We start from the raw sequence: 22,849 nt of genomic DNA on the forward strand, positions 1-22,849 counted from the left end.
GGCGCGTGCGCGCTGCCGCAGGCATGCCGCCTCGCCCCCGGCCCCCCGACCGGTGAGAATCGGCCGCATGGCAAAGGAACCGCCCGAGAAGACGCCCGACGGGCACTTCGTCGTCATCGACGGCCGGCGCTGGCGGGCGACGGACCCCGACATCCCGGAGGACGTCGCCGCTCGGCTGCGGCGGCATCTCATGGCCGGGCGACGGGGGGTGCGGGACGCCGAGGACGGCGAGGCCGAGCGGGTGGCGCGGGGCCGGGTGCACGGAGCCAAGGTGGCGCTGGGGGAGCGGGGGGTGCCCTGGTGGGAGGAGTCGGGGGAGGCGAGGCGGCGACGGTGGGAGGAGGGACTGGCCCGGCTCGACGCCGATCATCCGGAGTGATGGGACTCCGCGTGGACGAAGAACTCCGCCACGCCCTCGGGGTTCTTCGTGTAGACGTCGATCTCCCGCACCAGGCCGTCCTCGACGCGGAGCACCTCGACCAGGGTCAGCGGGTACTCCTCGCCGGAGGAGCGGGCCCTCAGCGTGCCGGTGAGGCGGCCGACGATACCCGCCGGGCCCTCGAAGACGTCCGCGCCGGTGATGGTCATGTCCGCGTGGGCCGTCATCCCGCCCAGGACGGCCTCCGCGAACGCCTCGCGGCCCCGGTGCACACCCCCGTAGGGCAGCCGGTTCGGTTCGTCGATGGTCACGTCGGGGGCCAGCCGGGCGAGGACCCCCCTGATGTCGCCCTCCCTGAGCGCGGCGTACAGCGCTCGCACGACGTCCGCCGGGCTCTCGTTCCGGTCGCTCATCTCGTCACACCCTCCACTCGGAAAACAGGTACATCGACTCCTGCCCGCAGGACCGGGGACCTCCACAGAGTTCCGGCAAGGTTGGTTCCTACGGTGCAGGCCCTGATCGACATGACCGGACGGGTACGGGACGGGGCGGCCGGAACGCCGGTCCGACCCCTGCCTTCCGCGACCTTGCCCGCGCGAAGTCCGGCGGCTCCGGCTCGCAGGACCAACGTGCCCTGCACGATGCGAGGTTGACGGAGCCTCAGCCAAGCGGAGGCGGTGAAGCGTGCGCGAAGGCCGGGCGGCGAAAGGGTGAGTGGCGCACCCCTTCACGGGCATCCGGTCAGTGTTCCGGAAGACCTCACTCATCCGAAAGGGAGCACATCGTGCTGGCCATCATCTCGGCGGTCCTGTTCTTCATCGCCTTCCTGATCAACGCGGCGGACATCTCCACCAACGACACCTTCAGCTCGACCAACGTCATGCTGATCGGCCTCGCCCTGCTGGCCCTGCATGTCGCCGGCATCGGCGCCGGCTGGAGCGCCCGCGGCCGCAGACACTGAAGCCGCGGTGCCGAGCAGCCGAGGAAGCGAGCGGCTGCTCGGCGCGGCCGGGCCGCACTCATGTGCGTTCCTTACCCGGCCCCTGCATGAGAGGCGCGGCAGCGGTTACCGGGAAGCACATGGTGCGTTTCGGAGCGGTGGGTCTCCTTCTGATCGGCGCGGCGGCCGCGGTGTCCGCCGCCGTCCTCGTGTCCCCCTGGTGGTGGTCCGCCGCCGTCGTCCTCGCGGCCCTGGGCCTGCTGGGCAGCTACGACCTGCTCCAGCGCGGCCACACGGTACTGCGCAACTACCCGGTCATCGGCCATGCCCGCTACCTGCTCGAAGCGATCCGCCCGGAGCTCCAGCAGTACTTCGTCGAGCGGAACTTCGACGGCCGCCCCTACGACCGCGACACCCGCAGCATCGTGTACGAGCGGGCCAAGGGCATCGACGCCGAGGAGCCCTTCGGCAGCGAACGCGACATGTACCAGCGGGGCCACGAGTTCCTGGTGCCGTCGATGGCCCCGGTCGACACCCCCGACACGCCGCCCAGGGTCCGGATCGGCGGCCCCGACTGCGCCCAGCCTTACGACATGGCGCTGCTCAACGTCTCCGCGATGAGCTTCGGCTCCCTCTCCGCCAACGCGGTCCTCGCCCTCAACACCGGTGCGGCGCGGGGCGGTTTCGCCCACGACACCGGCGAGGGCGGCCTCTCCGAGTACCACCTGCGCCCCGGCGGCGACCTCGTGTGGGAGATCGGTACCGGTTATTTCGGCTGCCGCACCAAGGACGGCGGCTTCGACGCGGAGCAGTTCGCCGAGAAGGCCGCGCACCCTGCCGTCAAGTGCGTCTCGCTCAAGCTGTCCCAGGGCGCCAAGCCCGGCATCGGCGGCGTCCTGCCCGGTGACAAGGTCAACGCCGAGATAGCCGGGGTACGCGGGGTCCCGCGGGGGGAGACGGTGATCTCACCGCCGTACCACCGCGAGTTCCACACGCCCCGCGAGTTGGTCGGGTTCCTGGCCAGGATGCGCGAGCTGTCGGGCGGCAAGCCGGTCGGGTTCAAGCTCTGCCCCGGCTCGCGCACCCAGTTCCTCGCGGTCTGCAAGGCGATGCTGGCCGAGGGCATCACCCCCGACTTCATCGTGGTCGACGGCGCCGAGGGCGGTACCGGCGCCGCGCCGCTGGAGTTCGCCGACCACCTCGGTATGCCGCTCACCGAGGGGCTGATCACCGTCCACAACGCCCTCACCGGCGCCGGGCTGCGCGACCGCGTCCGGGTCGGCGCCAGCGGCAAGGTCGCCACCGGCTCGGACCTGGTCAAGCGGCTGCTCATGGGTGCCGACTACACCAACGCGGCGCGCAGCATGATGTTCGCCCTCGGCTGCATCCAGGCCCAGCGCTGCCACACCAACCGCTGCCCCACCGGCGTCACCACCCAGGACCCGCGCCGCGCCCGCGCCCTGGACGTCCCCGACAAGTCCGACCGGGTCCGCCGCTACCAGGAGGCGACCGTCCGCAGCGCCCAGCAGATCATGGCCGCGATGGGCGTCACCGACCCGGCGGACCTGCGCCCGGAGATGCTGCGCCGCCGCGACACCCCGACCGGCGACTTCCGCTCCTACGCCGCGCTCTACGACTGGCTGGCCCCCGGTGAGCTGACCTGCCAGCCCCCGGCCGGCTGGGCGGCCGACTGGAAAGCCGCCGACCCGGACCGTTTCACCGGCTGAACCGCAGGCACCCGTACGGGTACGGCGGCACACCGTCCGCCGTACAGCAGCAGCGGGCCTCGAGGGCCCGCGGAGAGGACGCACCCCATGGCCCGCACCGTCGCCCGTCTCGTCGTCGACACGCTGGAGGAACTCGGCGTACGCCAGGTGTTCGGCGTCGTCGGCGACGCGCTCAACCCGTTCACCGACGCCATCCGCGCCTCCGACGCGGTGTCCTGGGTGGGCTGCCGGCACGAGGAGGCGGCGGCCTTCGCGGCCGGTGCCCAGTCCCAGCTCACCGACACGCTCGGGGTCTGCATGGGCACGGTCGGTCCCGGCTCGGTCCACCTCCTGAACGGCCTGTACGACGCCGCGAAGAGCGGTACGCCGGTCCTCGCCATCGCGGGCCAGGTCCCGCAGGCGGAGATCGGCACCGACTACTTCCAGGAGGTCGACAACGACCTGCTCTTCAAGGACGTCGCCGTCTTCCGCGCCACCGTGACCTCGCCCGCGCAGCTTCCCGCGCTGCTGGAGGTCGCCGTGCGCACAGCCGTCGGCCGGCGCGGGGTCGCGGTGCTCACCGTGCCCGGGGACGTCGGCGACCTGGAGGTGCCGGACGACCGGCCGGTCCGGCTGTCGCTGACCGGCTCGGCCAACCGGCCGGACGACCCCGCGCTGGACGAGGCAGCCTCAGTGATCGACGACGGCGGCAAGGTCACCCTGCTCGTCGGCCGGGGAGCCCGCGGCTGCCGCGAGGAGGTGCTCGCCCTGGCCGAGCGGCTGGCCGCGCCGATGGTGATCACCCTCAAGGCCAAGGAAGGCTTCGAGGGCGACAACCCCTACCAGGTCGGCCAGACCGGCCTCATCGGCAACCCGGCCGCCGCCCACGCGATGGACCACGCCGACACCCTGGTACTGCTCGGCACCGACTTCCCGTACCGCGACTGGTACCCGGAGGGGAAGAAGGTGATCCAGGTCGACCGGGTCGCCGAGCACATCGGGCGCCGCGTCCCGGTGGACGTCGGGCTCGCGGCGGACGTCGGCCCGACCGTGCGCGGGCTGCTGGAGCGCGTCGGGCAGCGCACGGACCGGGGCCATCTCGACTCGGCGCGCGAGAAGTTCACCAAGTGGCAGGACGGCCAGCGGGAGCTCGCCTCGCCCGGCCATGACCGGGGGCTGATCGGCAAGGTCCGCTCCAAGTTCGACAACCGCTCCCACCTCGTACGGCCCGAGGCGCTGGCCGCGGCCGTGGACGCCGTCGCGGACGAGGACGCCGTCTTCACCTCCGACACGGGCATGGCCACGGTGTGGCTGTCCCGGTTCGTGGAGATGCGCGGCGACCGCCGACTGCTCGGCTCCTACAACCTGGGCTCGATGGCCAACGCCATGCCGCAGGCGATCGGCGCGCAGATGCTCGACAGGGACCGGCAGGTCGTCGCCTTCTGCGGCGACGGCGGGCTGTCCATGCTGCTGGGCGACCTGATGACCATCCGCACCGAGCAACTGCCGGTCAAGCTCGTCGTCTTCGACAACCAGCGCCTCGGCATGGTCAAGCTGGAGCAGGAGCAGGCCGGGCTGCCGGAGTTCGGCACGGTCCTCGACAACCCGGACTTCGCCGCCGTCGCCCAGGCCCTCGGCATCACCGGCATCCGGGTCACCCGGCCCGAGGACCTGACCGACGCGGTGAAGCGCGCCTTCGCCGAGCCGGGGCCCGTCCTGCTGGACGTGCTCACCAACCCCGACGAGATCGCCGTACCCGGCAAGACGACCGTCCAGCAGGGCTGGGGGTTCGCCATCGCCAAGGTCAAGGAGAACCTGTCGAGTTCGAGCCGGTAGACACGTGCCCTACGGGGGCGCCCGGTGTGCACACCGGGCGCCCCCGTCTCACGGTCGGGCCGGCGAGAGGTGGCGGGCGAAGAAGCGGGTCGCGCTGTCGGCCTCGACCAACTGCCAGGCGACCTGCTCACCCGCGTTGGCGTGCAGCGACTTCTCCGCCGAGGCGAAGGCGTCGAACAGGGCGAGGCTCGCCTCGCGCGGAATGCGCCCGCTGTCCCAGTGCATGGCGAACTCGACCGGGACGGTGATCCGCCTCGCCGCCTCGAACAGGGCGTCCGGCCAGGTCATGCCGAAGACCGCCGCCGTGATCCTGGGCTCGGCCGCCACCAGCGGCATTCCGATCGCCATGCCCAGACCGAAGCCGACGTAGCCGACCGGCCCGCCGGTGCCGATCTCCGGGAGCTCCTGGAGGGCGTCGAGCGTCGCCCGGTACTCGGGCACCGCCTGCTCGGCCAGCCGGACGTTGTACGGGACGACGACCGGCGCCTCCGGTGCGCCCGCCCCCTGGGCCCGGCGCAGTGCGGCGACGTCCTGCTCGTCCTGCGCGGAACGCGGCCGGTCGCCGTGGCCGGGGGCGTCGAGGACGGCCGCGTGGAAGCCGCACCGGGTCACGAGGAGGCGGGCGCGGCCCACCATCGCGCGGTGCCGCTTGGCCGCGCCGCCGCCGTGGCCCATCAGGACCAGGGGTGCGGGACCGGCGGAGGCGGGGGACCAGAGGACGCCGGGGACGTCGCCCACGGCGAAGTCGCGTTCGCGGACGCCGTCCGAGGACGACTCGGTGGTGAATCGCGGAGAGTTCATGGTGGTGCCTTTCGGGAGTGCCTGGGTGTGGAGGCGCTCCCGGCGACACCTACGTCGGTCGCCGGCCGTGACGCGAAAGGGGGAGCACCCACGTCGATACAGCGTTCATGGGTCTCACCTCCTCGGGCGGTGTCACGGTCGACTGCAAGCTACCCGGCCGGTCATGACCGGGTCCAGCGTTTTTCGCGGTGCGGGGCGGGCTCGCACGAGCCCGCCCCGCACCGGCGAAACCGTGCTCAGACCTCGCCGCGCCACTCGCCGGTGGCGGTACCGCCCCGCTCCTCGATGAAGGACTTGAACCGCTTGAGGTCGCCGGTGGCCTGGCGCTTGACGAAGCCCAGCTTGTCCCCGACCTTCTCGGTCAGCCCCTCCGGGTCGTAGTCGAGCTGGAGCATGACCTTCGTCGTGCCGTCGTCCAGGCGGTGGAACGTGACCACCCCGGCCTGGCGGGCCTCCCCGCCGATGCTGGTCCAGGCGACCCGCTCGTCGGGGATCTGCTCGGTGATCTCCGCGTCGAACTCGCGCTCGACCCCGGCGATCCTCGTCTTCCAGTGGAGGAGGGACTCCGTGCGCTGTTCGATGCGCTCGACGCCGTCCATGAACTGGGGGAAGTCCTCGAACTGGGTCCACTGGTTGTAGGCGTCCCGTACGGGGACGTTGACCTCGATGGACTCTTCCACGTGCGACATGCCGTTTCTCCTTGGCTGTAGCCGGTACCGGCGTGGCCGGTGTCGCTGCCTTGCCCGCGCGGTCAGCGGCCGAAGGAGACGACGGTGCGCTCGTACTGGCTCAGTGCCTGGCCGAGGCCGAACCAGGTGGCGGGCCAGGTGGCGACGAATATGCCCCACCGGTCGGCCCGGTCCAGACCCTTGCCCTCGACCGTGCGCGAGGTGAACCAGGACGCGATGGACAGGCCGATGGCCGCGCAGGCGACGGTGTTGGCGTGCTCGCTGCGCAGACCCTTGTCGTACAGGAACTTGATGATCATGACTCTCCCTCACGGGCTCGACGACACCTGATCCACGTTCCGGGGCGGCCGTGACGGGCGCACGCGGTGCGGGGCAATGGGGTGACATCGCCGGGGGAGGAGGCGCGGTGGACGCGGGTCGGCCCCGCGGGGGCAGGAGGTGCAGGGTTCCCCTGCGGGCCCCCGAAGGGCCGACGTTCTCCTCGTACCCCGCCAAGCGCGGCGATACGCACCTTCCCGGACACGGCGAAGTGGCCCGGCCGAATCCGGCCGGACCACTTCACCGCACGGGGCGTGTCTCTACCAGCGGTACCAACGGCCCTTGCGGCCGCCACTGCCCGCGGGGCGCACGATGAAGCCGAGCACCCACACGATGAGCACGATCACCGCGATCCACCACAGTGCCTTGAGCGCGAAGCCCGCACCGAAAAGAATCAGAGCCAGAAGAAGAACCAGAAGCAGGGGAACCATGTTTATCAACCTCCTGACCGCCGAATGCCCGCATCCTCGCCGCACACACATATGAATTGCATCCGGTTCACAGGGTTTACAAGCGGCGGACGCGGTCATCCGCCTTCTCGTCAGGCAACAGCGGCACAGCGAAAGGTGAGCGGCATGAGCGCCGGCGAGAAGGCCAAGGCCACGACCGAGCAGGCGAGCGGCAAGGTCAAGGAGGCCGCGGGCCGCGGGGTGGGCAACGAGAAGCTGACCACCGAGGGCCGCGCCGAGCAGGCCACGGGCGACGCCCGCCAGGCCAAGGAGAAGCTGAAGGACGCCGCCAAGGACTGAATCCGCGGCGCGTTCCGGAGGAACGGCGTGCGGCGGGACCCGTACCGATGAGGTGCGAGGTCTCGCCGCACGCCGTTCCTTCGTGCCCGGTCATTCTTCGAATCGTTGCCTATTCGTCATCAAGCGCCGTGCGAAATCGTGACACCCTCCTTTTCGCGCTCGCGGGATTTCCCCCTGGAAATTCCCCTCGGGGGCCCGTGGAGAGAACTCGGACGAGGAGCGGCAGGCGCGCTCCGCGGCATCCCGTCGCGCGCCACGGGCCGCACGCCGGCCCTCCTTCACCGCGGTGAGAACGAGGCATGGCCGGCCTCGCACCCTGGCCCCGGATGCCCGTCCCGCTGCGGGCTGGTCACATTTGTGCCACTCTCCCTCCCCCGGCGCACCGGCTGGGCAGACTTCACACCACTCCTTGTCCGAAAGGAGTGCCAAGTCGACCGTGAGGAGCACGAGTTGGTGACCCGTCTGGGCAGCGCAGACAGCCGACGGCACTACGCGACCACTCCGCGTCTCATCGAGATGCTGGACGCGATCTTCCAGGCGTTCCGACGCCGCAGCCCCATGGCGCTGCCGGAATTCGTGCTGTACGCGGACGGCGGATCACCGCAGGGCGACGAGGCGGTACGCGGCAGCCTCGCCGAGCTGCGGCAGGAACTCCGGTCCAGGGGCGTGCCGTTCGCCGCCGTCCGGCAGTCCGCGCTCCTCGACCCCACCGACGGCGGCAGTCCCATGGTGCGCGCCCTGCGGGTCGTCCAGGCGCTCGGCGGCAATCGCGCCCGGTCCGGGAGCGAGCCGTACGTGGAGCCGCACGCCTGGCGCGGCGGCGGACGCCAGTACGGCCAGTACACCTTCCCGCGCAGCGAGCTGCTCCTCGCCATAGAGAACGTCGTGCGGGAGGCCGGCCCCGACGCCGAGCCGGACGAACTGCTGCACGGGCTGAACCGCACCGGCTGGCGGCCCGGCGGCATCCAGTGGACGGCCAGGCTGCGCGACGCCGTCACCGATGCCTCCCGTACCGTCCCCGCCCTGCTCATCGCGGTCGTCGCGGTACTCATCACCGACAAGCCCTGGTACGTGACGCTGCTGTTCCTCGCCGTGGTGATGGCCGCGCTGCTCGCCCTGAGCATCCTGCCGGGACGCGCGCCGGTGTTCCTCGGGCTGCGCCGCGAGATCCGCTGGTTCCTCAGCACCACCTACCTCAACCAGGGCCCGCGCGCCGACCGCGGCGAGGGTCTCACCTGGCGCCTGCTGCGGCTCTGGCCGCCGGGTACGGTACGCCAGCGGGTCGGCGCCGTGGCGCGGGACATCCAGGACGGCGGTCTCCTCGACGAGCACCGCACCGGCAGCGGCGACGAGGACGCCCAGCGCCGCCACCTCCAGCTGCGGGTGCACGCCCTGCGCGAGGACCTGCGCGACGCGCACCGCGCCTGGTCACTGGACCTGCGCGGACGCAAGCGCCCCACCCCGCCGGTGCTCGTCCTCCCCGACGCCACCCCCGACAACGGCCTGATCGAACTCCTGCGCGCCATCAGCGACATCCGCAGCATCCGCAGCGAACTCGACCCCCTGCTCGTCATCGCCGCCGTACGGCACGCGGACATCGCCCTGCTGCAGCGCAGCTACGCGGCCGAGCCCGCCGCGAGCCACCTCAACGGCTCGGGCGCCGACCTGCCCGCCTGGTACGCGAGCTGGAACCGCGCCCGCCGCGTCAGCCAGTCGCCCAGCCTGGAGGGCCGGACCCTGCCGTGGGTGCTGCGGGTGCCGCTGCCGGAGGGGCTGCTGCTCCACCCCGACCTCGGCGTCGGCTCCCCGCGCCGCTCCCGGCTCTCCACCGGGCGCCCCCGCTGGACCTGGCTGTGGTCACTGCCCGCCCTCGCCCTCGTCCTCGCGGCCACCGTGCTCGGCCTCGGTGTCCGCGACCACCGGCTGGCCAGCGAGTACTGCTCCAGCGACCTGCGCGGCGCCAACCAGGACACCCGCCGGGTGGAGACGCCGGGCGGCAAGGGCCCCGAGTGCGTCGGCGTGGCGACGGGAGGAGTCACCTTCCCGGTCGCGCGGCAGCTCCAGGAACTGATCCGCGAGGAGAACGCGTCGATCGGCAACAGCGACTACGTCACACTGGTCTACGCGGGTCCACTCAGCGGACCCGACCCGGAAGGCAAGAACGACGACCAACTGGTCAAGGGCTTCGAGGAGTTGCGCGGCGCCTACATCGCCCAGCACGCCAACAACGCCTCCCAGCCGGTGAAGCTTCGCCTGCTGGTCGCCAACGGCGGTACGGACATGGCCAGTCAGGCCACGATGGCCGAGCGGATCGTGGACGTGGCACGGCGCGACCGCACGATCGTCGGCGTGGTCGGCATCGGCCGTGACATGACCGACACCGACAAGGTGCTGGAGACCCTGCGCAAGGCCGAACTCCCCGTCGTCTCCGGCACCAACTCCGGCACCTGGCTGCTGGACAAGCCCAACTTCTTCAACCTGGCCGCCACGGACCAGTGGCAGGTGCGGCAACTCAGGCTGCTGGCCGAGCAGCTGCGCGCCCCCGGCACCCACGGATACGGCACCGCCGGCCGCGCCGTCGTCCTCGGCCGCAGCCCCGTCACCCACGACCGGTACACCCGCGAGCAGATGGACCACGGCGCCCGGATGCTCACCGACGTGGGCTACCGGGTCGACCGGCTGGAACGGTACGAACTGAGCAACGGGCGCCCGGTCCTCGGCCGCCAGGTCGACCAGATCTGCCAGGAGGGCGAAGTGCCCCGCGTCGTCTACTTCGCGGGCCGCACCGAGGACGTCAACGCCCTGATGGACGGCATCACCTCCGAGCCCGGCTGCAACGGCAAGCAGATCGCGGTCCTCGCCGGGGACGACCTCTCCCAGGCGGGCTTCGACTCCGAGCGCAGCAGCGTCGCCGCCAACGTCACCCTCTACCACCTCGTCCTCACCGCCCCCGGCACCAAGAACCAGGGCACCATCTTCGTCAACAACCTGCGCAAACTCGGACCCCAGCAGGAGAAGATCCTCGGCCTGAGCGCGGCGACCCCGCAGACCGACAGTGCCCTCAGCGACGGGCAGACGATGCTCATGCACGACGCCACCGAGGTGCTCTACCGGGCCGCGACCGGGGACGGACAGCCGCGCGGGCGGGCCGAGGCATGGTCCGGCCTGCTGCGCACGAACATCGACAACCTCGCCACCGGCCGCATCGACTTCACCGCCGTCACCCAGGACGACGCCCACGACCAGGGCCTCGAACCGGGAACCCGCGACAACTACGCCATCTCCCTGGTCCGCGTCGCCAACACCGGCGGCGCCCACTACGACCGCACCGTCCTCTGCTCCCGCCGCGCGGGCGACCGGCTCCCCCTGACGGAGCAGGAGTGCGACGTGGCCCGCAAGGCCCCGTCGTCCCCCCAGCCCCGCCCCTAGGGACCCGCAGGAGGGAGCGGTTGCCGCCAGTCGCCCAGCTCGGTGACGAGGAATCGCCGGGCCGGCGAACGTACGTCGTCCCACACCGGGTCCGTGGTCAGCTCGTCGGCCCAGAGCCCGGTGTGCGGCACGTCCGCGATGTCCCGAAGCAGTCGCACGATGTCCTCCGCGTCGGACAGGGTGCCGGGCTCACCGGCCCCGCGCGCCACGAGCCCCTCCCAGACCCGGCAGAGCAGCAGCACCTCCTCGACCACCGCACCCGTCTCCACCGCCTGCCCGCCCAGCCACGCCAGCTGATCCACGGGATCGGCCGCGAGGAGGGTCATGAAGCGCAGGGCCCAGGTGCGCGTACGCGCGTCGCCGAGGTCATTCACGGGAGCACGACCGCCCTTCCCCCGGGGTCCCGGCGGTGCTGGTGAGCGCCTCGCGCAGCCACGCCTCGGCGGCCCCCGGTGTGGGCTCCGGTGGGGCGCCGGGCGGAGTCGCCAGCTCGGACACCACGTCCCAGTAGTGGTCGAGGCGGGGCTCGTCGGCGAGGACACCGGTCAGCCGTCGCCGGAACGCCGGACTGTCACGGCCGCCCCCGGCTTCCGCCCAGGCCGCCACGAACCGGTCCAGGGCCTCGCCCCCGGCCGGGGCATGCCCGGCCCGCAGCCCGGGGGCGGCGAGGTCGTACGCCTCCCTGAGCCCGGAGTAGAGGACGGCGGGACGGAAACCGTCGTCGAACCGCTTCGGCGCGGGCGGCCGGTCCGAAAGGCCCGGCGGGCAGGGCGCCGTGACGATCGCCCGCAACCGCCCGAAGGCCAGTACGTGCGCCGGGGTGGGGTCGTGGGACGGTGCGGGTACCGCGGTGTCGACGATCCCGGCCAGCAGGGGTGCCGGCAACCGGGCCGGGAAGAGCCACCGGCGCCAGAAGCGGGCGAGGACGTCGGTGTCGGGTGGCAGGCCCATGGCGCCGATGAGGTCCAGCCGCCGGGCACGCTCCTGCGGTGAGCAGTCCGTCAGGAGGTGGAGCGCGGCCTCCCGCCAGCGCAGCGAGGTGAGCCGGGGCCGCAGTTCGCGCAGGCGGTCCGCGACCAGTGCCTCCAGCGCGTCGTCCCGCTCCAGCGCCCGGCCCACGTCCGGTACGGGGAGGTCGAGGGTGCGCAGCGAGCGGATCATCCGCAGTCGGCCCAGCGCTTCCGGCCCGTAGCGGCGGTGGCCCCCGGAGCTGCGGCCGCTCTCGGGCAGCAGTCCCTGGTCGGAGTAGAAGCGGACGGTCTTCACGGTGACGCCCGCCCGCGCGGCGAGTTCCCCGATGCTCCACGAAGTACTGCCGCTCACGCCTTGAACCTCCTCCAGGGGGAGTTCCTACGGTAGCGGCGCGCGGCCGGGTACAGGGTCGCGCCCAACCAGTGGGAGGAGTAGGGGATGACAGCGGACCGAGGGACCGAGGCAGCGTTCGTCCTGGTGCCGGAGGCGCACACGGGGGACTGGGTGTGGGAGCAGGTGGCGGCGGTGCTGCGGCGAGCCGGGGCGCGGGTGTTCTGCGCGGCGTCGGCCGGGGCCGGTTCTGCTCCCACGGCCGACCTGGAGACGCACATCGCGGAGGTGATCCGCCAGGTGGAGGAGGCGGGGGAGCGCGTGGTGCTGGTCGGACACGGCTACGGACTGCTCCCGGCTCTGGGCGCCGCCGACCGGCGCCGGGACCGGGTGCTCCGGGTCGTCCACCTGGACGCGGCCGGACTGCCCGAGGACGGCGACAGCGCTCTTGACGTACTCCCCGCCCTGCCGCGCCCCCCGGGCGGCAGGGCCGAGGTGCCGCCGCCGGCACGCGAGGAGTGGCACCGGCTGGGCAGCACCGACGGGCTCACCCCTGCCGCACTCGACCAGCTCGCCGCGCGGGCCCTCCCGCAGCCCGCCGCCACTCTCACCCAGCCGCTACGGCTCTCCGAGAGCGCCGCCCGCATCCCGAGGACCGGTGTCCTGTGCCCGGCCGGCGGCTCGACCATCGACCGGCTGCGCTGGATGGCGTCTCTCGGCGACCCGCGTCTCAGCCTGCTCACCGCGCCGGGCAACACCTTCCTCGAAGTACCCACCGGGCACTGGCCGATGCTGTCCGAGCCGGACCTGCTGGCCAAGGCCCTGCGCCAGGCGGCGGCGGGTGAGGGGGAGAGCCTCGCACTGCCCCCGGGCCAGGTACCCGACCACCTCCGGCCGTTCGTCCTCGATGTGCCGGACCGGCCACGGGAGCGCAGGGAGCGCGTCGACCTGTATCCGCCCGACGGCCACGAGCCCCGGCCCGCGGTGGTGTTCGTGCACGGCGGCCCGCTGCCCTCCGGTATCCGGCCGACCCCGCGAGACTGGCCGACCTTCACCGGGTACGCCGCACTCGCCGCCCGGCTGGGCGCGGTCGGCGTCACGTTGGACCACCGGTTGCACACGCCCGCCGACCTCCCCCGCGCCGCGGACGATGTGTCCGCAGCGGTCGATCTCGTCCGCGCGCATCCCCGGGTCGACGGTGACCGGGTGGCCCTCTGGTTCTTCTCCGGCGGCGGCCCCCTGTCGGCGCCCTGGCTGTCGGCACCGCCGCCGTGGCTGCGGTGCCTCGCGCTCAACTACCCCCTGCTGGAACCGATTCCCGGTCACGGCACGGACGGCGACCGGTTCCGTCCGGCGGCGGCGGTGCGCGGTGCGGGCAACCTGCCGGTCGTGCTCACCCGCGTCGGGCTGGAAGACCCGATGCTCGACGCGACCGTGGAGCGCTTCCTGGGCGCCGCCGGGGAGTGCGGCGCCGAGGTGGAGGTCATCGCCGCCCCGCACTGCCGGCACGGCTTCGAGACGCTGGACCACACCGCCGAGGCGCGTGCCGTCGTACGGGAGGCGATGGAGCGGGTGCTCGGCGATCTCGACGCCTGATCCGCATCTCCGGGGGACGCCGCGTTCACCATCCGCTGCCTCCTCCCCGCCGGGGGACGTCGGACGGTACAGGCAGGAAGTCCTTGCGAGGTGGCGCAGGAGACCATCGCCGCACCCGAGCCCGCGCGGGGCCCCGGAAGGGCCAAGTAAGCCTCCGTAGACGCGAGTTAGAGCACCAGGTGTTGACAGTCGGGTGTGACGGTCGCACGGTGGGAGCGCTCCCAAGGTAGGTGCCCGGTCCAGTGCCGGGCACCGTCAGCGCGATGCCGTACCCCCACCCGCTCACCGTGACCTTCAGGAGACCCGCATGTCCTCCCGCAGAGCCGCACACCCGTACGCCCCGAGACACGTGGCCGTGCCGGCCGCCGCCGCACTTCTCGCCGCGCTCTCCCTGAGCGCCGTGCCACAGCCCGCCTCCGCCGCCGCCAAGCTGGACAATCCCTACGTGGGCGCCAAGCCCTACGTGAACCCCGACTGGTCGGCCAAGGCCGCCGCGGAGCCCGGTGGTTCGGCGGTGTCGGATCAGCCGACCTTCGTGTGGCTGGACCGGATCGCCGCGATCAGGGGCACCTCGGAGGCCCGCGGCCTCAAGGCCCACCTCGACGCGGCGAAGGCGCAGGGCGCCAACCTCGTCCAGCTCGTGATCTACGACCTGCCGGGCCGGGACTGCGCCGCCCTGGCCTCCAACGGCGAGCTGGCCGCCGACGACCTCGCCCGCTACCAGAGCGACTACATCGACCCGATCGCGGCCGTCCTGGCCGACCCGGCCTACGCGAGCCTGCGCATCGTCAACCTCATCGAACCCGATTCGCTGCCCAACCTCGTCACCAACGCCGGCGGCACCGCGGGCTCCACGCCCCAGTGCGCCACGATGAAGGCCAACGGCAACTACGAGAAGGGCGTCGGCTACGCCCTGCACACGCTCGGCGCGCTGCCCAACGCCTACAACTACATCGACGCGGGACACCACGGCTGGCTCGGCTGGGACTCCAACCTGGTCCCGTCGGCACAGGAGTTCAAGAAGGCCGCCACCACCAACGGCGCCAGCGTGCGCGACGTGACCGGCTTCATCGTCAACACGGCCAACTACTCGCCCACCCGCGAGCCCTACGTCAAGATCACCGACACGGTCAACGGCACCACCGTGCGCCAGTCGAAGTGGATCGACTGGAACCAGTACGACGACGAGACGACGTTCGCGCAGGGGCTGCGGTCCACGCTCGTCGCCCAGGGCTTCGACAGCGGCATCGGCATGCTGATCGACACCTCCCGCAACGGCTGGGGCGGCTCCGCGCGTCCGGCCGGTCCCGGCCCCTCGACCAGCGTGGACGCCTACGTCGACGGCGGCCGGATCGACCGGCGCATCCATGCCGGGAACTGGTGCAACCAGAGCGGTGCCGGCCTCGGCGAACGCCCGGCGACCGCGCCCGACACGGGCATCGACGCCTATGTCTGGGCCAAGCCGCCGGGCGAGTCCGACGGCGCCAGCCAGCCCCTCGACAACGACGAGGGCAAGGGCTTCGACCGGATGTGCGACCCGACGTACGCCGGGAACGGACGCAACGGCAACAACCCGACCGGGGCGCTGCCGGACTCGCCGCTGGCCGGGCACTGGTTCTCGGTGGGATTCCGGCAGCTGCTCGCCAACGCCTATCCCCCGGTGGGCGGTTCGGGTGGCGGAAGCGACACGCAGGCGCCGTCCGCGCCCACCGGCCTCGCCGTCTCCGCGACCACGGCCGACAGCGTCTCCCTCACCTGGCGGGCGGCGACCGACAACACCGGGGTGACCGGGTACGACGTCTACCGCGCCGGCACCAAGGCAGGCAGCGTCACCGGTACCTCGTACACCGACACGGGCCTGGCCGCCGCCACCGCCTACACGTACACCGTCAAGGCCAGGGACGCGGCCGGGAACGTCTCGGCGGCTTCGGCCGCCGTCTCCGCCACCACCAAGGCGTCGGGTGGGGGAGGGGGGCCGACCGGGCTCAAGGCGCAGTACAAGAACAACGACTCCTCGGCCTCCGACAACCAGTTGCGGCCCGGCATCCAGCTCGTCAACTCCGGCTCCGGCGCCGTCGATCTGTCCAAGGTGACGGTCCGCTACTGGTTCACCGGCGAGTCGGCCTCGGCCGGCTTCCAGACGTGGTGCGACTACGCCCAGCCCGGTTGCTCCACCGTGAGGACGGCTGTCACGACGCTCCCGGTGGCCCGCACCGGGGCCGACCACACCCTCGACGTCACCTTCACCTCCGGCTCGCTGGCCGCGGGCGCGAGTACCGGTGATCTCCAGCTGCGGCTCGCCAAGGCGGACTGGTCGAACTTCGACGAGACCGACGACTACAGCCGGGGCACCGGCACCTCCTACGCCGACGCTCCCAAGGTCACCGTCTACGTCAACGGCACGCTCGCCTGGGGCGTCGAGCCGTAGGCACCCACGTACCTCCGGAAGGACCCCATGTACGCGAACCTCCGCACGTTACGCCCCCTCGCGGCCGCCTTCGTCCTGGCCGCCGGTCCGGTCACCGCCCTCACCGCCGCCACCGGCCCCGCGCAGGCGGACGCCCAGGTCTGCGACCAGTTCGGCTCGGTCACCACGCCCGGCGGCTACGTCGTGCAGAACAACGCCTGGGGCACCTCCGCCCCGCAGTGCGTGACCCAGTCCGGAAACGGCTTCCGGCTCACCCGCGCCGACGGCTCCGTGCCCACCAACGGCGCTCCGAAGTCGTACCCCTCGATCTTCGCGGGCTGCCACTACACCAACTGTTCGCCAGGCACGAAGCTCCCCAAGCGGCTCGGGAGCATCGGCGGCGTGCCGACCGGCATCGCCTACCAGTACGTCGGCGGCGCGGTGTACGACGCCGCTTACGACATCTGGCTGGACCCGACGCCGAAGACGGACGGCGTCAACAAGACCGAGATCATGATCTGGCTCAACCGGACCGGCCCCGTCCAGCCGATCGGCTCCCGGACCGGCACCGCATCCCTGGCCGGGCAGACCTGGGACGTGTGGCGGGGCGGCAACGGCCAGAACGACGTGATCTCGTACGTCGCCCACTCGTCCCTGACGGGTCTCCACTTCGACATCAAGCACTTCATCGACCACACCGTCGCGCAGGGCCTCGCCACCCCGGACTGGTACCTCACCAGTGTTCAGGCAGGCTTCGAACCCTGGGAGAACGGAGCGGGGTTGGCGGTCACCGACTTCTCGGTGGCCGTGAACTGACGGTGCGCGCCGGGACGGGGACCACCGTCCCGGCGCGCCCGCGGCGCATGGCCGGGTGATCAGCTCGGGTGGGGAGCCGCCTCACCCCTGACCGGGGGGCGCCCACGGTTTCGGAACGGGCGGCGGGGCCTGCAGAGCGCCACGGAGCGACTCCTTGAGGGTCTTCGGCGGCGCCTCCTTCTCCTCCTGGGAGTGCATGAGACGGGCCGTCGTGACGCGTATGCGGGCCTCGCGGTGGCGCTGCCGCACGATCACCACCCACGCCCCGTCCTGGGAGAGCAGCGCGTGGCGGGCCGGCTCGTCCCCCGGCCTGGCGTGCCGGGCAATGGTGCCAGGTATGTAGCGCAGAGCCGCGTCCTCCGCCGCCGCGAGGGCCTGGGCCTCGCCGCCCTCGATGGGATGGGTGCCCGTCAGCATCCAGCGGTGCAGCTTCAGTCGGCTGCCGTCGACGTACTCCGTCACTCGCGTGTCCTCCTCGATGAGGACGTACCACTCAGCAGTCATGCGGGGGACCCAGCCGATTTCTTCCAAGGACGCTCTTGAGCAGCGCCAGGACGACGTGTCCCGCGCGGCTCGGCCATCCTGCCATGGGGATCAACGGCCTGGGCGGCCTGGGAACAGTCGAGAATCTGCGTCGTCCTGTAACAATCTTGCGCAGCTTCATGGACTTCATTTCCGTACGCTCCTAGCTTTCTTGCGTCCGCTCACCCCACGAGCCCTGAGGACGCACACCCATGACTGCACCCCCGAACGGCAGATCCCCGCGCCGGACCCTGGCGGCGACCGTGTCCATGGCGCTGGCCGCGGCCGGCACGCTCGTCGCCGTGGCCCTCGCGCCCGAAGCCCACGCGGCCGGAGTGCCGGCGCCGTCCCCGGTCGGCATATCCGGCCGGGGCGCGAGCGTCCCGTTCAAGGAACAGGAGGCCGAGTACGCGGCGACCAACGGCACCCTCATCGGCCCGGACCGCCTCTACGGCCACCTCCCCTCCGAGGCGTCCGGCCGGCAGGCGGTGACCCTGGACGCGCCCGGCGAGTACGTCGAGTTCACCCTGACCGCGCCGGCCAACGCGATGTCGTTCCGCTACTCGCTGCCCGACAACGCGGCCGGCACCGGGCGCGACGCCAGCCTCGACCTGAAGATCGACGGCAACCAGCTCAAGTCCGTCCCGGTGACATCCAAGTACGGCTGGTACTACGGGGGTTATCCCTTCAACAACAACCCCGGCGACTCCAACCCCCACCACTTCTACGACGAGACCCGTACCCTGCTCGGCTCGACCCTGCCGACCGGAACCAAGGTGCGCCTGCAGGTGTCGTCCACCAGCGCCTCGCCGACGTTCACCATCGACCTCGCCGACTTCGAGCAGGTGGGCGCGCCCGTCGGCAAGCCGTCCGGCGCGCTGGACGTGGTGAGCGACTTCGGCGCCGACCCGACCGGCGCGGCCGACTCCACCGCCAAGATCCAGGCGGCGGTCGACGCCGGCAAGGCGCAGGGCAGGGCGGTCTACCTACCCCAGGGCACTTTCCAGGTGCGGGACCACATAGTGGTCGATCAGGTGACCCTGGCGGGCGCCGGCCCCTGGTACAGCGTCCTCACCGGCCGCGACCCGGTGAACCGGGCGAAGGCCGTGGGCGTGTACGGCAAGTACGCCAATCAGGGCGGCAGCAAGAACGTCACGCTCAAGGACTTCGCCATCATCGGGGACATCCGCGAGCGCGTCGACGACGACCAGGTCAACGCCATCGGGGGCGCGCTGTCCAACTCCACCGTCGACAACGTGTGGCTGCAGCACACCAAGTGCGGGGCCTGGCTGGACGGCCCCATGGACAACTTCACCCTCAAGAACAGCCGCATCCTGGACCAGACCGCGGACGGCGTGAACTTCCACATGGGTGTCACCAACTCCACGGTGACCAACACGTTCGTCCGCAACACGGGTGACGACGGACTCGCCATGTGGGCGGAGAACATCCCGAACGTCAAGAACAAGTTCACCTACAACACGGTGATCCTGCCCGTCCTCGCCAACAACATCGTCACCTACGGCGGCAAGGACATCACCATCTCCGACAACGTGATGGCCGACACCGTCACCAACGGCGGCGGTCTGCACGTGGCCAACCGGTATCCCGGTGTCAACTCCGGTCAGGGTACGGCCGTCTCCGGTACCACGACAGCGGCCCGCAACACCCTGATCCGGGCCGGGAACAGCGACTACAACTGGCAGTTCGGGGTGGGCGCGGTCTGGTTCAGCGGGCTCAACGAGGCCCTGGACGCCACGGTGAACATCACCGACACCGAGATCCTCGACAGCTCCTACGCCGCGATCATGAACATCGAGGGCGCGACGAAGGGGCTGCACTTCGAGAACGTCCGGATCGACGGCACCGGCACCTACGCCCTGCAGATCCAGGCGCCCGGCAACGCCTCGTTCACCAATGTCACGGCCACCCACATCGCCCAGTCCAACCCCATCCACAACTGCGTGGGCTCCGGCTTCGTCATCACCCGCGGCACCGGCAACAGCGGCTGGTACGCCGACCCGCCCGCCTGCACCGGCACCTGGCCCGACCCGAAGTGGACGAACGGGGGAGTGCCCGGCGGCGGCCCCACCACCCCGCCGACCGACCCGCCCACCGGCCCTCCGACCGACCCGACCCTCAACCTCGCCAAGGGCCGCCCGGTCACCGAGACGAGCCACACCGACGTCTACCCCGCGACCAAGGCCGTGGACGGCGACGCCAACACCTACTGGGAGAGCGCCAACAACGCCTTCCCGCAGTCCCTCACCGTCGACCTCGGCGCGGCCAAGGCGGTCAAGCGCGTCGTCCTCAAGCTGCCCCCGGCAACGGCGTGGGCCACCCGCACCCAGACGCTGAGCGTGCTCGGCAGCACGGACAACTCCACCTTCACCACGCTGAAGCCGTCGGCGGGCTACACCTTCGACCCGTCCAGCGGGAACACGGCGACCATCTCGCTCGGCGGCACCGCGACCCGCTACCTCCGCGTGACCGTCACGGGCAACACGGGCTGGCCCGCGGCCCAGCTCTCCGAACTGGAGGCGTACACCGGCTGACCGGCCAGCGGACACGGGGCGGGCGGGGGCGCGGTGCCCCGCCCGCCCGCATGCCCGGCCGTATGCCGGTGGACTGCCGGGCCGGCGCGGTGGCATCGTCATCGACCGTGACGAAGCAGGGTTTTCTGGCGTTGGCGCCGCAGTACACCAGCACATCCGAGCTGCTCTCGGCGGCGGCGCGGCGGCGGGGGATGGAGGTGGAGGTACTCGGGGGCGCCCCCACGGTCGGGCGAGGCGCCCACTACTACGGGGGCCCCGGCTTCGCGGCGCGCGTAGCGGACGACCTCGGGATCGCGCTCCTGGAACCGTCCGACGACTGGCTGGCGACCCTGCCGTACGCGTACACGGGGCGACACATCGCCATGTCGACTCTGAGCGAGGCGCGCCGCCTGTCCCGGCCGGCCTTCGTGAAGCCCCCCAGGGAGAAGAGCTTCCCGGCCGCGGTCCATCCCACCGGCGCCGGCCTCCCGCCCGGTCCGGACGGCCCGGTACTGATCAGCGAGGTCGTGACCTGGGCGGCGGAGTTCCGCCTGTACGTCCTGGACGGCGAGGTCCGTACGGGCTCGCAGTACTCCACCTTCGGCCGCCTCGACGCCGAGCCCCTGGAGGGCCACCGGCACGAAGCCGCCGTCCGCGAGTTCGCGGCCGGACTCCTCGCAGCGTGCGGCGACGGCCTGCCCGGCGCGGTGGTGGTGGACGTCGGCCGCCTGGCCGCCCCCGACTCCGGCGCCGAGTGGGCTGTGGTCGAGGCGAACATGGCCTGGTTCAGCAATTGCTACGCCGCCGACCCCGACCGCGCCCTGGACGTCGTCCTGCGCTCCGCCGGCCCGCGGACGGCGCTGGCCGGCCGGGACCGCCGGTTCTGCCGCCACATCGAGGACGCCGCGCCTGCGGGCTGAAGCACCTGTTCCCCTACCGCGACCGTCAGTCGTTCCGACGTGAACCCGGCACGGCCTCGGCGATGGTGTCGACGGCGGCCCAGAAGGTCTCCCGGTTCGCCCCGGCGCGAGCCAGAAGCGCTTCGCGGACGGCGCGGGCGTGCGCGGTCCGGGCGGCGGCCAGCGCGCTGCGGCCGGCGTCCGTGGCGAGGATGACGCGACGCCCGCCCGGGCTGTCCGCCCGGCTCAGCAGACCGCGTTCGGCCATGCGCGAGAGCTGACGCGACAGTCGTGCCCGCTGCCAGTCGAGCAAGAGCCCCAGCTCGTGCTGCGGCATACGGCCGCCGCCGTTCTCGATCAGTCTCGACAGGATCGAGAAGTCCGGCACGGACAGGCCGGAGGCGCTGTGGATCTCGTGCGCCACGGCAGCGTTGACGGCCTCGTTGGCGCGCTTCCAGGCGATCCAGCGCGCCATTTCGGCGTCGTCGAGCGGTGCGGTCATGCGCTCACCGTACGCCCCTGTTTCCATGTAAACACACGAGGCGTAGGCTGTTTACATGGAAACAGAGGAGCGCGCACGCCACGTCCTCATCACGGGCGGCAGCGCGGGGATCGGGCTGGGCCTGGCCCGCCGCTACCTGGAGGCCGGCCACCGTGTCCTGGTCACCGGGCGCGGCGCCGAGAGGCTGGCCGCCGTCTCCGAGGAACTGCCCGGTCTGGAGACCTTCGCCAACGACATCGCCGATCCCGGGCAACGCGAGCAACTGGCCGCCCACGTACGGCAGGTCATGCCGGACCTGGACGTCGTGATCAGCAACGCCGGAATCCAGCGGCGGGTCGGGATCGCGGCGGACGACGGCCCCTGGGCCGAGGCGCAGCACGAGATCGACGTCCTGCTCGCCGGCCCCGTCCACCTCGCCCGCCTCCTCACCCCGCACCTCCTGGGCCACGGCCGGCCGAGCGTCTACGTCAACGTCACCTCCGGCGGCGCCTTCCTGCCCCAGCCCTTCGCGCCGCTCTACAGCGCGGCCAAGGCGGCCCTGCACAGCTACACGGTGAACCTGCGCCACGCGCTGCGGGCCACGCCGTGCCGGGTGGTGGAACTGGTCCCCCCGGCCGTGGCCACCGGGCTCGCCGGTCCCGGCCCGAACCACGGCGCCGATCCGGACGAGTTCTGCGACACGGTCTTCCCCCTGCTCGACGGCTCGCACCCCGTCGTCGGGTACGGCCCCACCGCGCACCCGGACTTCACCGACCGCGTCGCCGCCGAACACCGCGCCTTCGAGGCGGCAGCGCCCCGCTTCGACGTACCGCTCCACCGGCCGGACGGCACCGTGGGGGCGGCTCACTGAGCGAGGGGGCCTCCTCGTCGTCCTCCCGGTTCCCGCTCTTCGTCAGGGAGTGCGGGTCAGCCCAGTTGCTCGGCCAGGCCGACGATGACCCCCTCGGGGCCCCGGAGGTAGCAGAGCAGATAGCTGTCCTCGAACCGGGCGATCTCGCCGACGAGTTCACCGCCGTGCGGGCGCAGGCGGGCCACGGTGTCCTCGATGTCGTCGACGGCGAACATGACGCGGTGCGTGCCCAGGATGTTGTGCGGCCGGTCGCGCGGCCCGCCGTCGATCACCTCGGGGCTGCGGTACCTGGCCAGCTCCAGCCGGCTGTGGCCGTCCGGGGTCCGCAGCATCGCGATGTCGCAGTGGACGCCGTCGAGTCCGGTGCACTGGTCGGCGAAGCCGCCCCGCACCTCCCCCCGGCCCTCCAGCTCCATGCCGAGTTCCGTGAAGAACGCGACGGCGGCGTCCATGTCCTCCACCACGATGCCGACATTGTCCATCCGCTGAATCGCCACGCTGCCTTCTTTCCTCTGCCAGGACCGAGCCGACTCGTGACCGAGCGCCCCACCCGGAACGTATCCCCGGATGGAGC

General features: G+C 72.0%; 22 protein-coding genes. 12 read left to right on the plus strand and 10 right to left on the minus strand.

Translation table 11 applies throughout. The features are described 5' to 3' along the window. Positions 1-67 precede the first annotated feature (67 nt). On the plus strand, positions 68-379 hold the full coding sequence (locus EV284_RS03110) for a hypothetical protein (protein WP_130329983.1): 312 nt from the start codon (positions 68-70) through the stop codon (positions 377-379). Here EV284_RS03110 and EV284_RS03115 read toward each other — a convergent pair. Then, on the minus strand, positions 367-792 hold the full coding sequence (locus tag EV284_RS03115) for a nuclear transport factor 2 family protein (RefSeq protein ID WP_130329985.1): 426 nt from the start codon (positions 790-792) through the stop codon (positions 367-369). The genes EV284_RS03110 and EV284_RS03115 overlap by 13 nt on opposite strands. A gap of 371 nt (positions 793-1,163) precedes the next feature. On the opposite strand from EV284_RS03115, the gene EV284_RS03120 reads away from it, so the two are divergent. From EV284_RS03120 to EV284_RS03130, 3 genes are all read left to right on the plus strand, one after another. After that, positions 1,164-1,340 carry a hypothetical protein gene (locus EV284_RS03120; protein WP_130329987.1) on the plus strand — a complete coding sequence of 59 codons (177 nt, stop codon included), beginning with the start codon at positions 1,164-1,166 and terminating at the stop codon, positions 1,338-1,340. 119 nt (positions 1,341-1,459) lie between these two features. Continuing rightward, a complete protein-coding gene (locus EV284_RS03125) occupies positions 1,460-3,046 on the plus strand; it encodes an FMN-binding glutamate synthase family protein (RefSeq protein WP_130329989.1) in 1,587 nt (528 codons plus the stop codon). Between the two features lie 87 nt (positions 3,047-3,133). Beyond that, positions 3,134-4,861 carry a thiamine pyrophosphate-dependent enzyme gene (locus tag EV284_RS03130; protein WP_130329991.1) on the plus strand — a complete coding sequence of 576 codons (1,728 nt, stop codon included), beginning with the start codon at positions 3,134-3,136 and terminating at the stop codon, positions 4,859-4,861. 48 nt (positions 4,862-4,909) lie between these two features. On the opposite strand, the gene EV284_RS03135 is transcribed toward EV284_RS03130, so the two are convergent. The 4 genes from EV284_RS03135 to EV284_RS03150 form a co-directional block, all read right to left on the minus strand. Continuing rightward, positions 4,910-5,662, minus strand: coding sequence for an alpha/beta hydrolase (locus EV284_RS03135; protein WP_130329993.1), 753 nt, complete (start codon positions 5,660-5,662; stop codon positions 4,910-4,912). A gap of 236 nt (positions 5,663-5,898) precedes the next feature. Then, the gene (locus EV284_RS03140; protein ID WP_130329995.1) at positions 5,899-6,351 is read right to left on the minus strand and encodes an SRPBCC family protein; all 453 of its coding nucleotides are present in this window, start codon (positions 6,349-6,351) and stop codon (positions 5,899-5,901) included. Between the two features lie 62 nt (positions 6,352-6,413). Next, on the minus strand, positions 6,414-6,650 hold the full coding sequence (locus EV284_RS03145) for a hypothetical protein (RefSeq protein ID WP_130329997.1): 237 nt from the start codon (positions 6,648-6,650) through the stop codon (positions 6,414-6,416). A gap of 279 nt (positions 6,651-6,929) precedes the next feature. Further along, positions 6,930-7,100 (minus strand): hypothetical protein, encoded by a 171-nt coding sequence (locus tag EV284_RS03150; protein WP_030805403.1) that lies wholly within the window; start codon positions 7,098-7,100, stop codon positions 6,930-6,932. A 144-nt stretch (positions 7,101-7,244) separates the two neighbouring features. Between EV284_RS03150 and EV284_RS03155 the strand changes: the two genes are divergently transcribed. Beyond that, positions 7,245-7,418 (plus strand): CsbD family protein, encoded by a 174-nt coding sequence (locus EV284_RS03155; protein WP_130329999.1) that lies wholly within the window; start codon positions 7,245-7,247, stop codon positions 7,416-7,418. A 450-nt stretch (positions 7,419-7,868) separates the two neighbouring features. Continuing rightward, a complete protein-coding gene (locus tag EV284_RS32595) occupies positions 7,869-10,847 on the plus strand; it encodes an ABC transporter substrate-binding protein (RefSeq protein ID WP_165425448.1) in 2,979 nt (992 codons plus the stop codon). On the opposite strand, the gene EV284_RS03165 is transcribed toward EV284_RS32595, so the two are convergent. Together EV284_RS03165 and EV284_RS03170 are read right to left on the minus strand one after the other, a co-directional pair. After that, positions 10,844-11,221 carry a hypothetical protein gene (locus EV284_RS03165; RefSeq protein ID WP_130330001.1) on the minus strand — a complete coding sequence of 126 codons (378 nt, stop codon included), beginning with the start codon at positions 11,219-11,221 and terminating at the stop codon, positions 10,844-10,846. The genes EV284_RS32595 and EV284_RS03165 overlap by 4 nt on opposite strands. Then, positions 11,214-12,170: a MerR family transcriptional regulator gene (locus EV284_RS03170; RefSeq protein ID WP_130330003.1), complete on the minus strand. Its 957-nt coding sequence runs from the start codon at positions 12,168-12,170 to the stop codon at positions 11,214-11,216. Before EV284_RS03170 ends, EV284_RS03165 begins: the two co-directional genes overlap by 8 nt. Positions 12,171-12,257: 87 nt before the next feature. Here EV284_RS03170 and EV284_RS03175 point away from each other — a divergent pair, with 87 nt between their 5' ends. From EV284_RS03175 to EV284_RS03185, 3 genes are all read left to right on the plus strand, one after another. Next, entirely contained in the window at positions 12,258-13,745 is a 1,488-nt protein-coding gene (locus EV284_RS03175) for an alpha/beta hydrolase (RefSeq protein ID WP_130330005.1), read from the plus strand. Between the two features lie 307 nt (positions 13,746-14,052). Then, entirely contained in the window at positions 14,053-16,173 is a 2,121-nt protein-coding gene (locus EV284_RS03180) for a glycoside hydrolase family 6 protein (RefSeq protein ID WP_130330007.1), read from the plus strand. Between the two features lie 27 nt (positions 16,174-16,200). Beyond that, positions 16,201-16,968, plus strand: coding sequence for a glycoside hydrolase (locus tag EV284_RS03185; RefSeq protein ID WP_130330009.1), 768 nt, complete (start codon positions 16,201-16,203; stop codon positions 16,966-16,968). Between the two features lie 81 nt (positions 16,969-17,049). Here the strand turns inward: EV284_RS03185 and EV284_RS03190 are convergent, their stop codons facing one another. Beyond that, entirely contained in the window at positions 17,050-17,472 is a 423-nt protein-coding gene (locus EV284_RS03190; protein WP_130330011.1) for a hypothetical protein, read from the minus strand. 230 nt (positions 17,473-17,702) lie between these two features. On the opposite strand from EV284_RS03190, the gene EV284_RS03195 reads away from it, so the two are divergent. Together EV284_RS03195 and EV284_RS03200 are read left to right on the plus strand one after the other, a co-directional pair. After that, positions 17,703-20,045, plus strand: a complete 2,343-nt coding sequence (locus EV284_RS03195; protein ID WP_130330013.1) for a discoidin domain-containing protein — start codon at positions 17,703-17,705, stop codon at positions 20,043-20,045. A gap of 191 nt (positions 20,046-20,236) precedes the next feature. Next, on the plus strand, positions 20,237-20,944 hold the full coding sequence (locus EV284_RS03200; protein ID WP_242625595.1) for an ATP-grasp domain-containing protein: 708 nt from the start codon (positions 20,237-20,239) through the stop codon (positions 20,942-20,944). 25 nt (positions 20,945-20,969) lie between these two features. Here EV284_RS03200 and EV284_RS03205 read toward each other — a convergent pair whose 3' ends face one another. Next, complete coding sequence (locus EV284_RS03205; RefSeq protein ID WP_165425449.1) at positions 20,970-21,425, minus strand: MarR family transcriptional regulator; 456 nt, start codon at positions 21,423-21,425, stop codon at positions 20,970-20,972. A gap of 55 nt (positions 21,426-21,480) precedes the next feature. Between EV284_RS03205 and EV284_RS03210 the strand changes: the two genes are divergently transcribed. Next, positions 21,481-22,275 (plus strand): SDR family NAD(P)-dependent oxidoreductase, encoded by a 795-nt coding sequence (locus tag EV284_RS03210; protein WP_130330017.1) that lies wholly within the window; start codon positions 21,481-21,483, stop codon positions 22,273-22,275. 56 nt (positions 22,276-22,331) lie between these two features. Here EV284_RS03210 and EV284_RS03215 read toward each other — a convergent pair whose 3' ends face one another. Continuing rightward, entirely contained in the window at positions 22,332-22,772 is a 441-nt protein-coding gene (locus EV284_RS03215; RefSeq protein ID WP_130330019.1) for a VOC family protein, read from the minus strand. Positions 22,773-22,849 lie beyond the last annotated feature (77 nt).

This window comes from Streptomyces sp. BK022, from assembly GCF_004217355.1.
GTDB classification, from domain to species: Bacteria; Actinomycetota; Actinomycetes; order Streptomycetales; family Streptomycetaceae; genus Streptomyces; species Streptomyces griseoluteus.

Excerpts from the sequence above, each read along its gene's own strand:
- EV284_RS03125 (WP_130329989.1), top strand. The coding sequence starts at position 1,460 with ATGGTGCGTTTCGGAGCGGTGGGTCTCCTTCTGATCGGCGCGGCGGCC.
- EV284_RS03115 (WP_130329985.1), bottom strand. The coding sequence starts at position 792 with ATGAGCGACCGGAACGAGAGCCCGGCGGACGTCGTGCGAGCGCTGTAC.
- EV284_RS03180 (WP_130330007.1), top strand. The coding sequence starts at position 14,053 with ATGTCCTCCCGCAGAGCCGCACACCCGTACGCCCCGAGACACGTGGCC.
- EV284_RS03175 (WP_130330005.1), top strand. The coding sequence starts at position 12,258 with ATGACAGCGGACCGAGGGACCGAGGCAGCGTTCGTCCTGGTGCCGGAG.
- EV284_RS03210 (WP_130330017.1), top strand. The coding sequence starts at position 21,481 with ATGGAAACAGAGGAGCGCGCACGCCACGTCCTCATCACGGGCGGCAGC.
- EV284_RS03190 (WP_130330011.1), bottom strand. The coding sequence starts at position 17,472 with ATGACTGCTGAGTGGTACGTCCTCATCGAGGAGGACACGCGAGTGACG.
- EV284_RS03155 (WP_130329999.1), top strand. The coding sequence starts at position 7,245 with ATGAGCGCCGGCGAGAAGGCCAAGGCCACGACCGAGCAGGCGAGCGGC.
- EV284_RS03135 (WP_130329993.1), bottom strand. The coding sequence starts at position 5,662 with ATGAACTCTCCGCGATTCACCACCGAGTCGTCCTCGGACGGCGTCCGC.
- EV284_RS03145 (WP_130329997.1), bottom strand. The coding sequence starts at position 6,650 with ATGATCATCAAGTTCCTGTACGACAAGGGTCTGCGCAGCGAGCACGCC.
- EV284_RS03205 (WP_165425449.1), bottom strand. The coding sequence starts at position 21,425 with ATGACCGCACCGCTCGACGACGCCGAAATGGCGCGCTGGATCGCCTGG.
- EV284_RS03110 (WP_130329983.1), top strand. The coding sequence starts at position 68 with ATGGCAAAGGAACCGCCCGAGAAGACGCCCGACGGGCACTTCGTCGTC.
- EV284_RS03140 (WP_130329995.1), bottom strand. The coding sequence starts at position 6,351 with ATGTCGCACGTGGAAGAGTCCATCGAGGTCAACGTCCCCGTACGGGAC.
- EV284_RS03150 (WP_030805403.1), bottom strand. The coding sequence starts at position 7,100 with ATGGTTCCCCTGCTTCTGGTTCTTCTTCTGGCTCTGATTCTTTTCGGT.
- EV284_RS03130 (WP_130329991.1), top strand. The coding sequence starts at position 3,134 with ATGGCCCGCACCGTCGCCCGTCTCGTCGTCGACACGCTGGAGGAACTC.
- EV284_RS03200 (WP_242625595.1), top strand. The coding sequence starts at position 20,237 with ATGGAGGTGGAGGTACTCGGGGGCGCCCCCACGGTCGGGCGAGGCGCC.
- EV284_RS03185 (WP_130330009.1), top strand. The coding sequence starts at position 16,201 with ATGTACGCGAACCTCCGCACGTTACGCCCCCTCGCGGCCGCCTTCGTC.
- EV284_RS03195 (WP_130330013.1), top strand. The coding sequence starts at position 17,703 with ATGACTGCACCCCCGAACGGCAGATCCCCGCGCCGGACCCTGGCGGCG.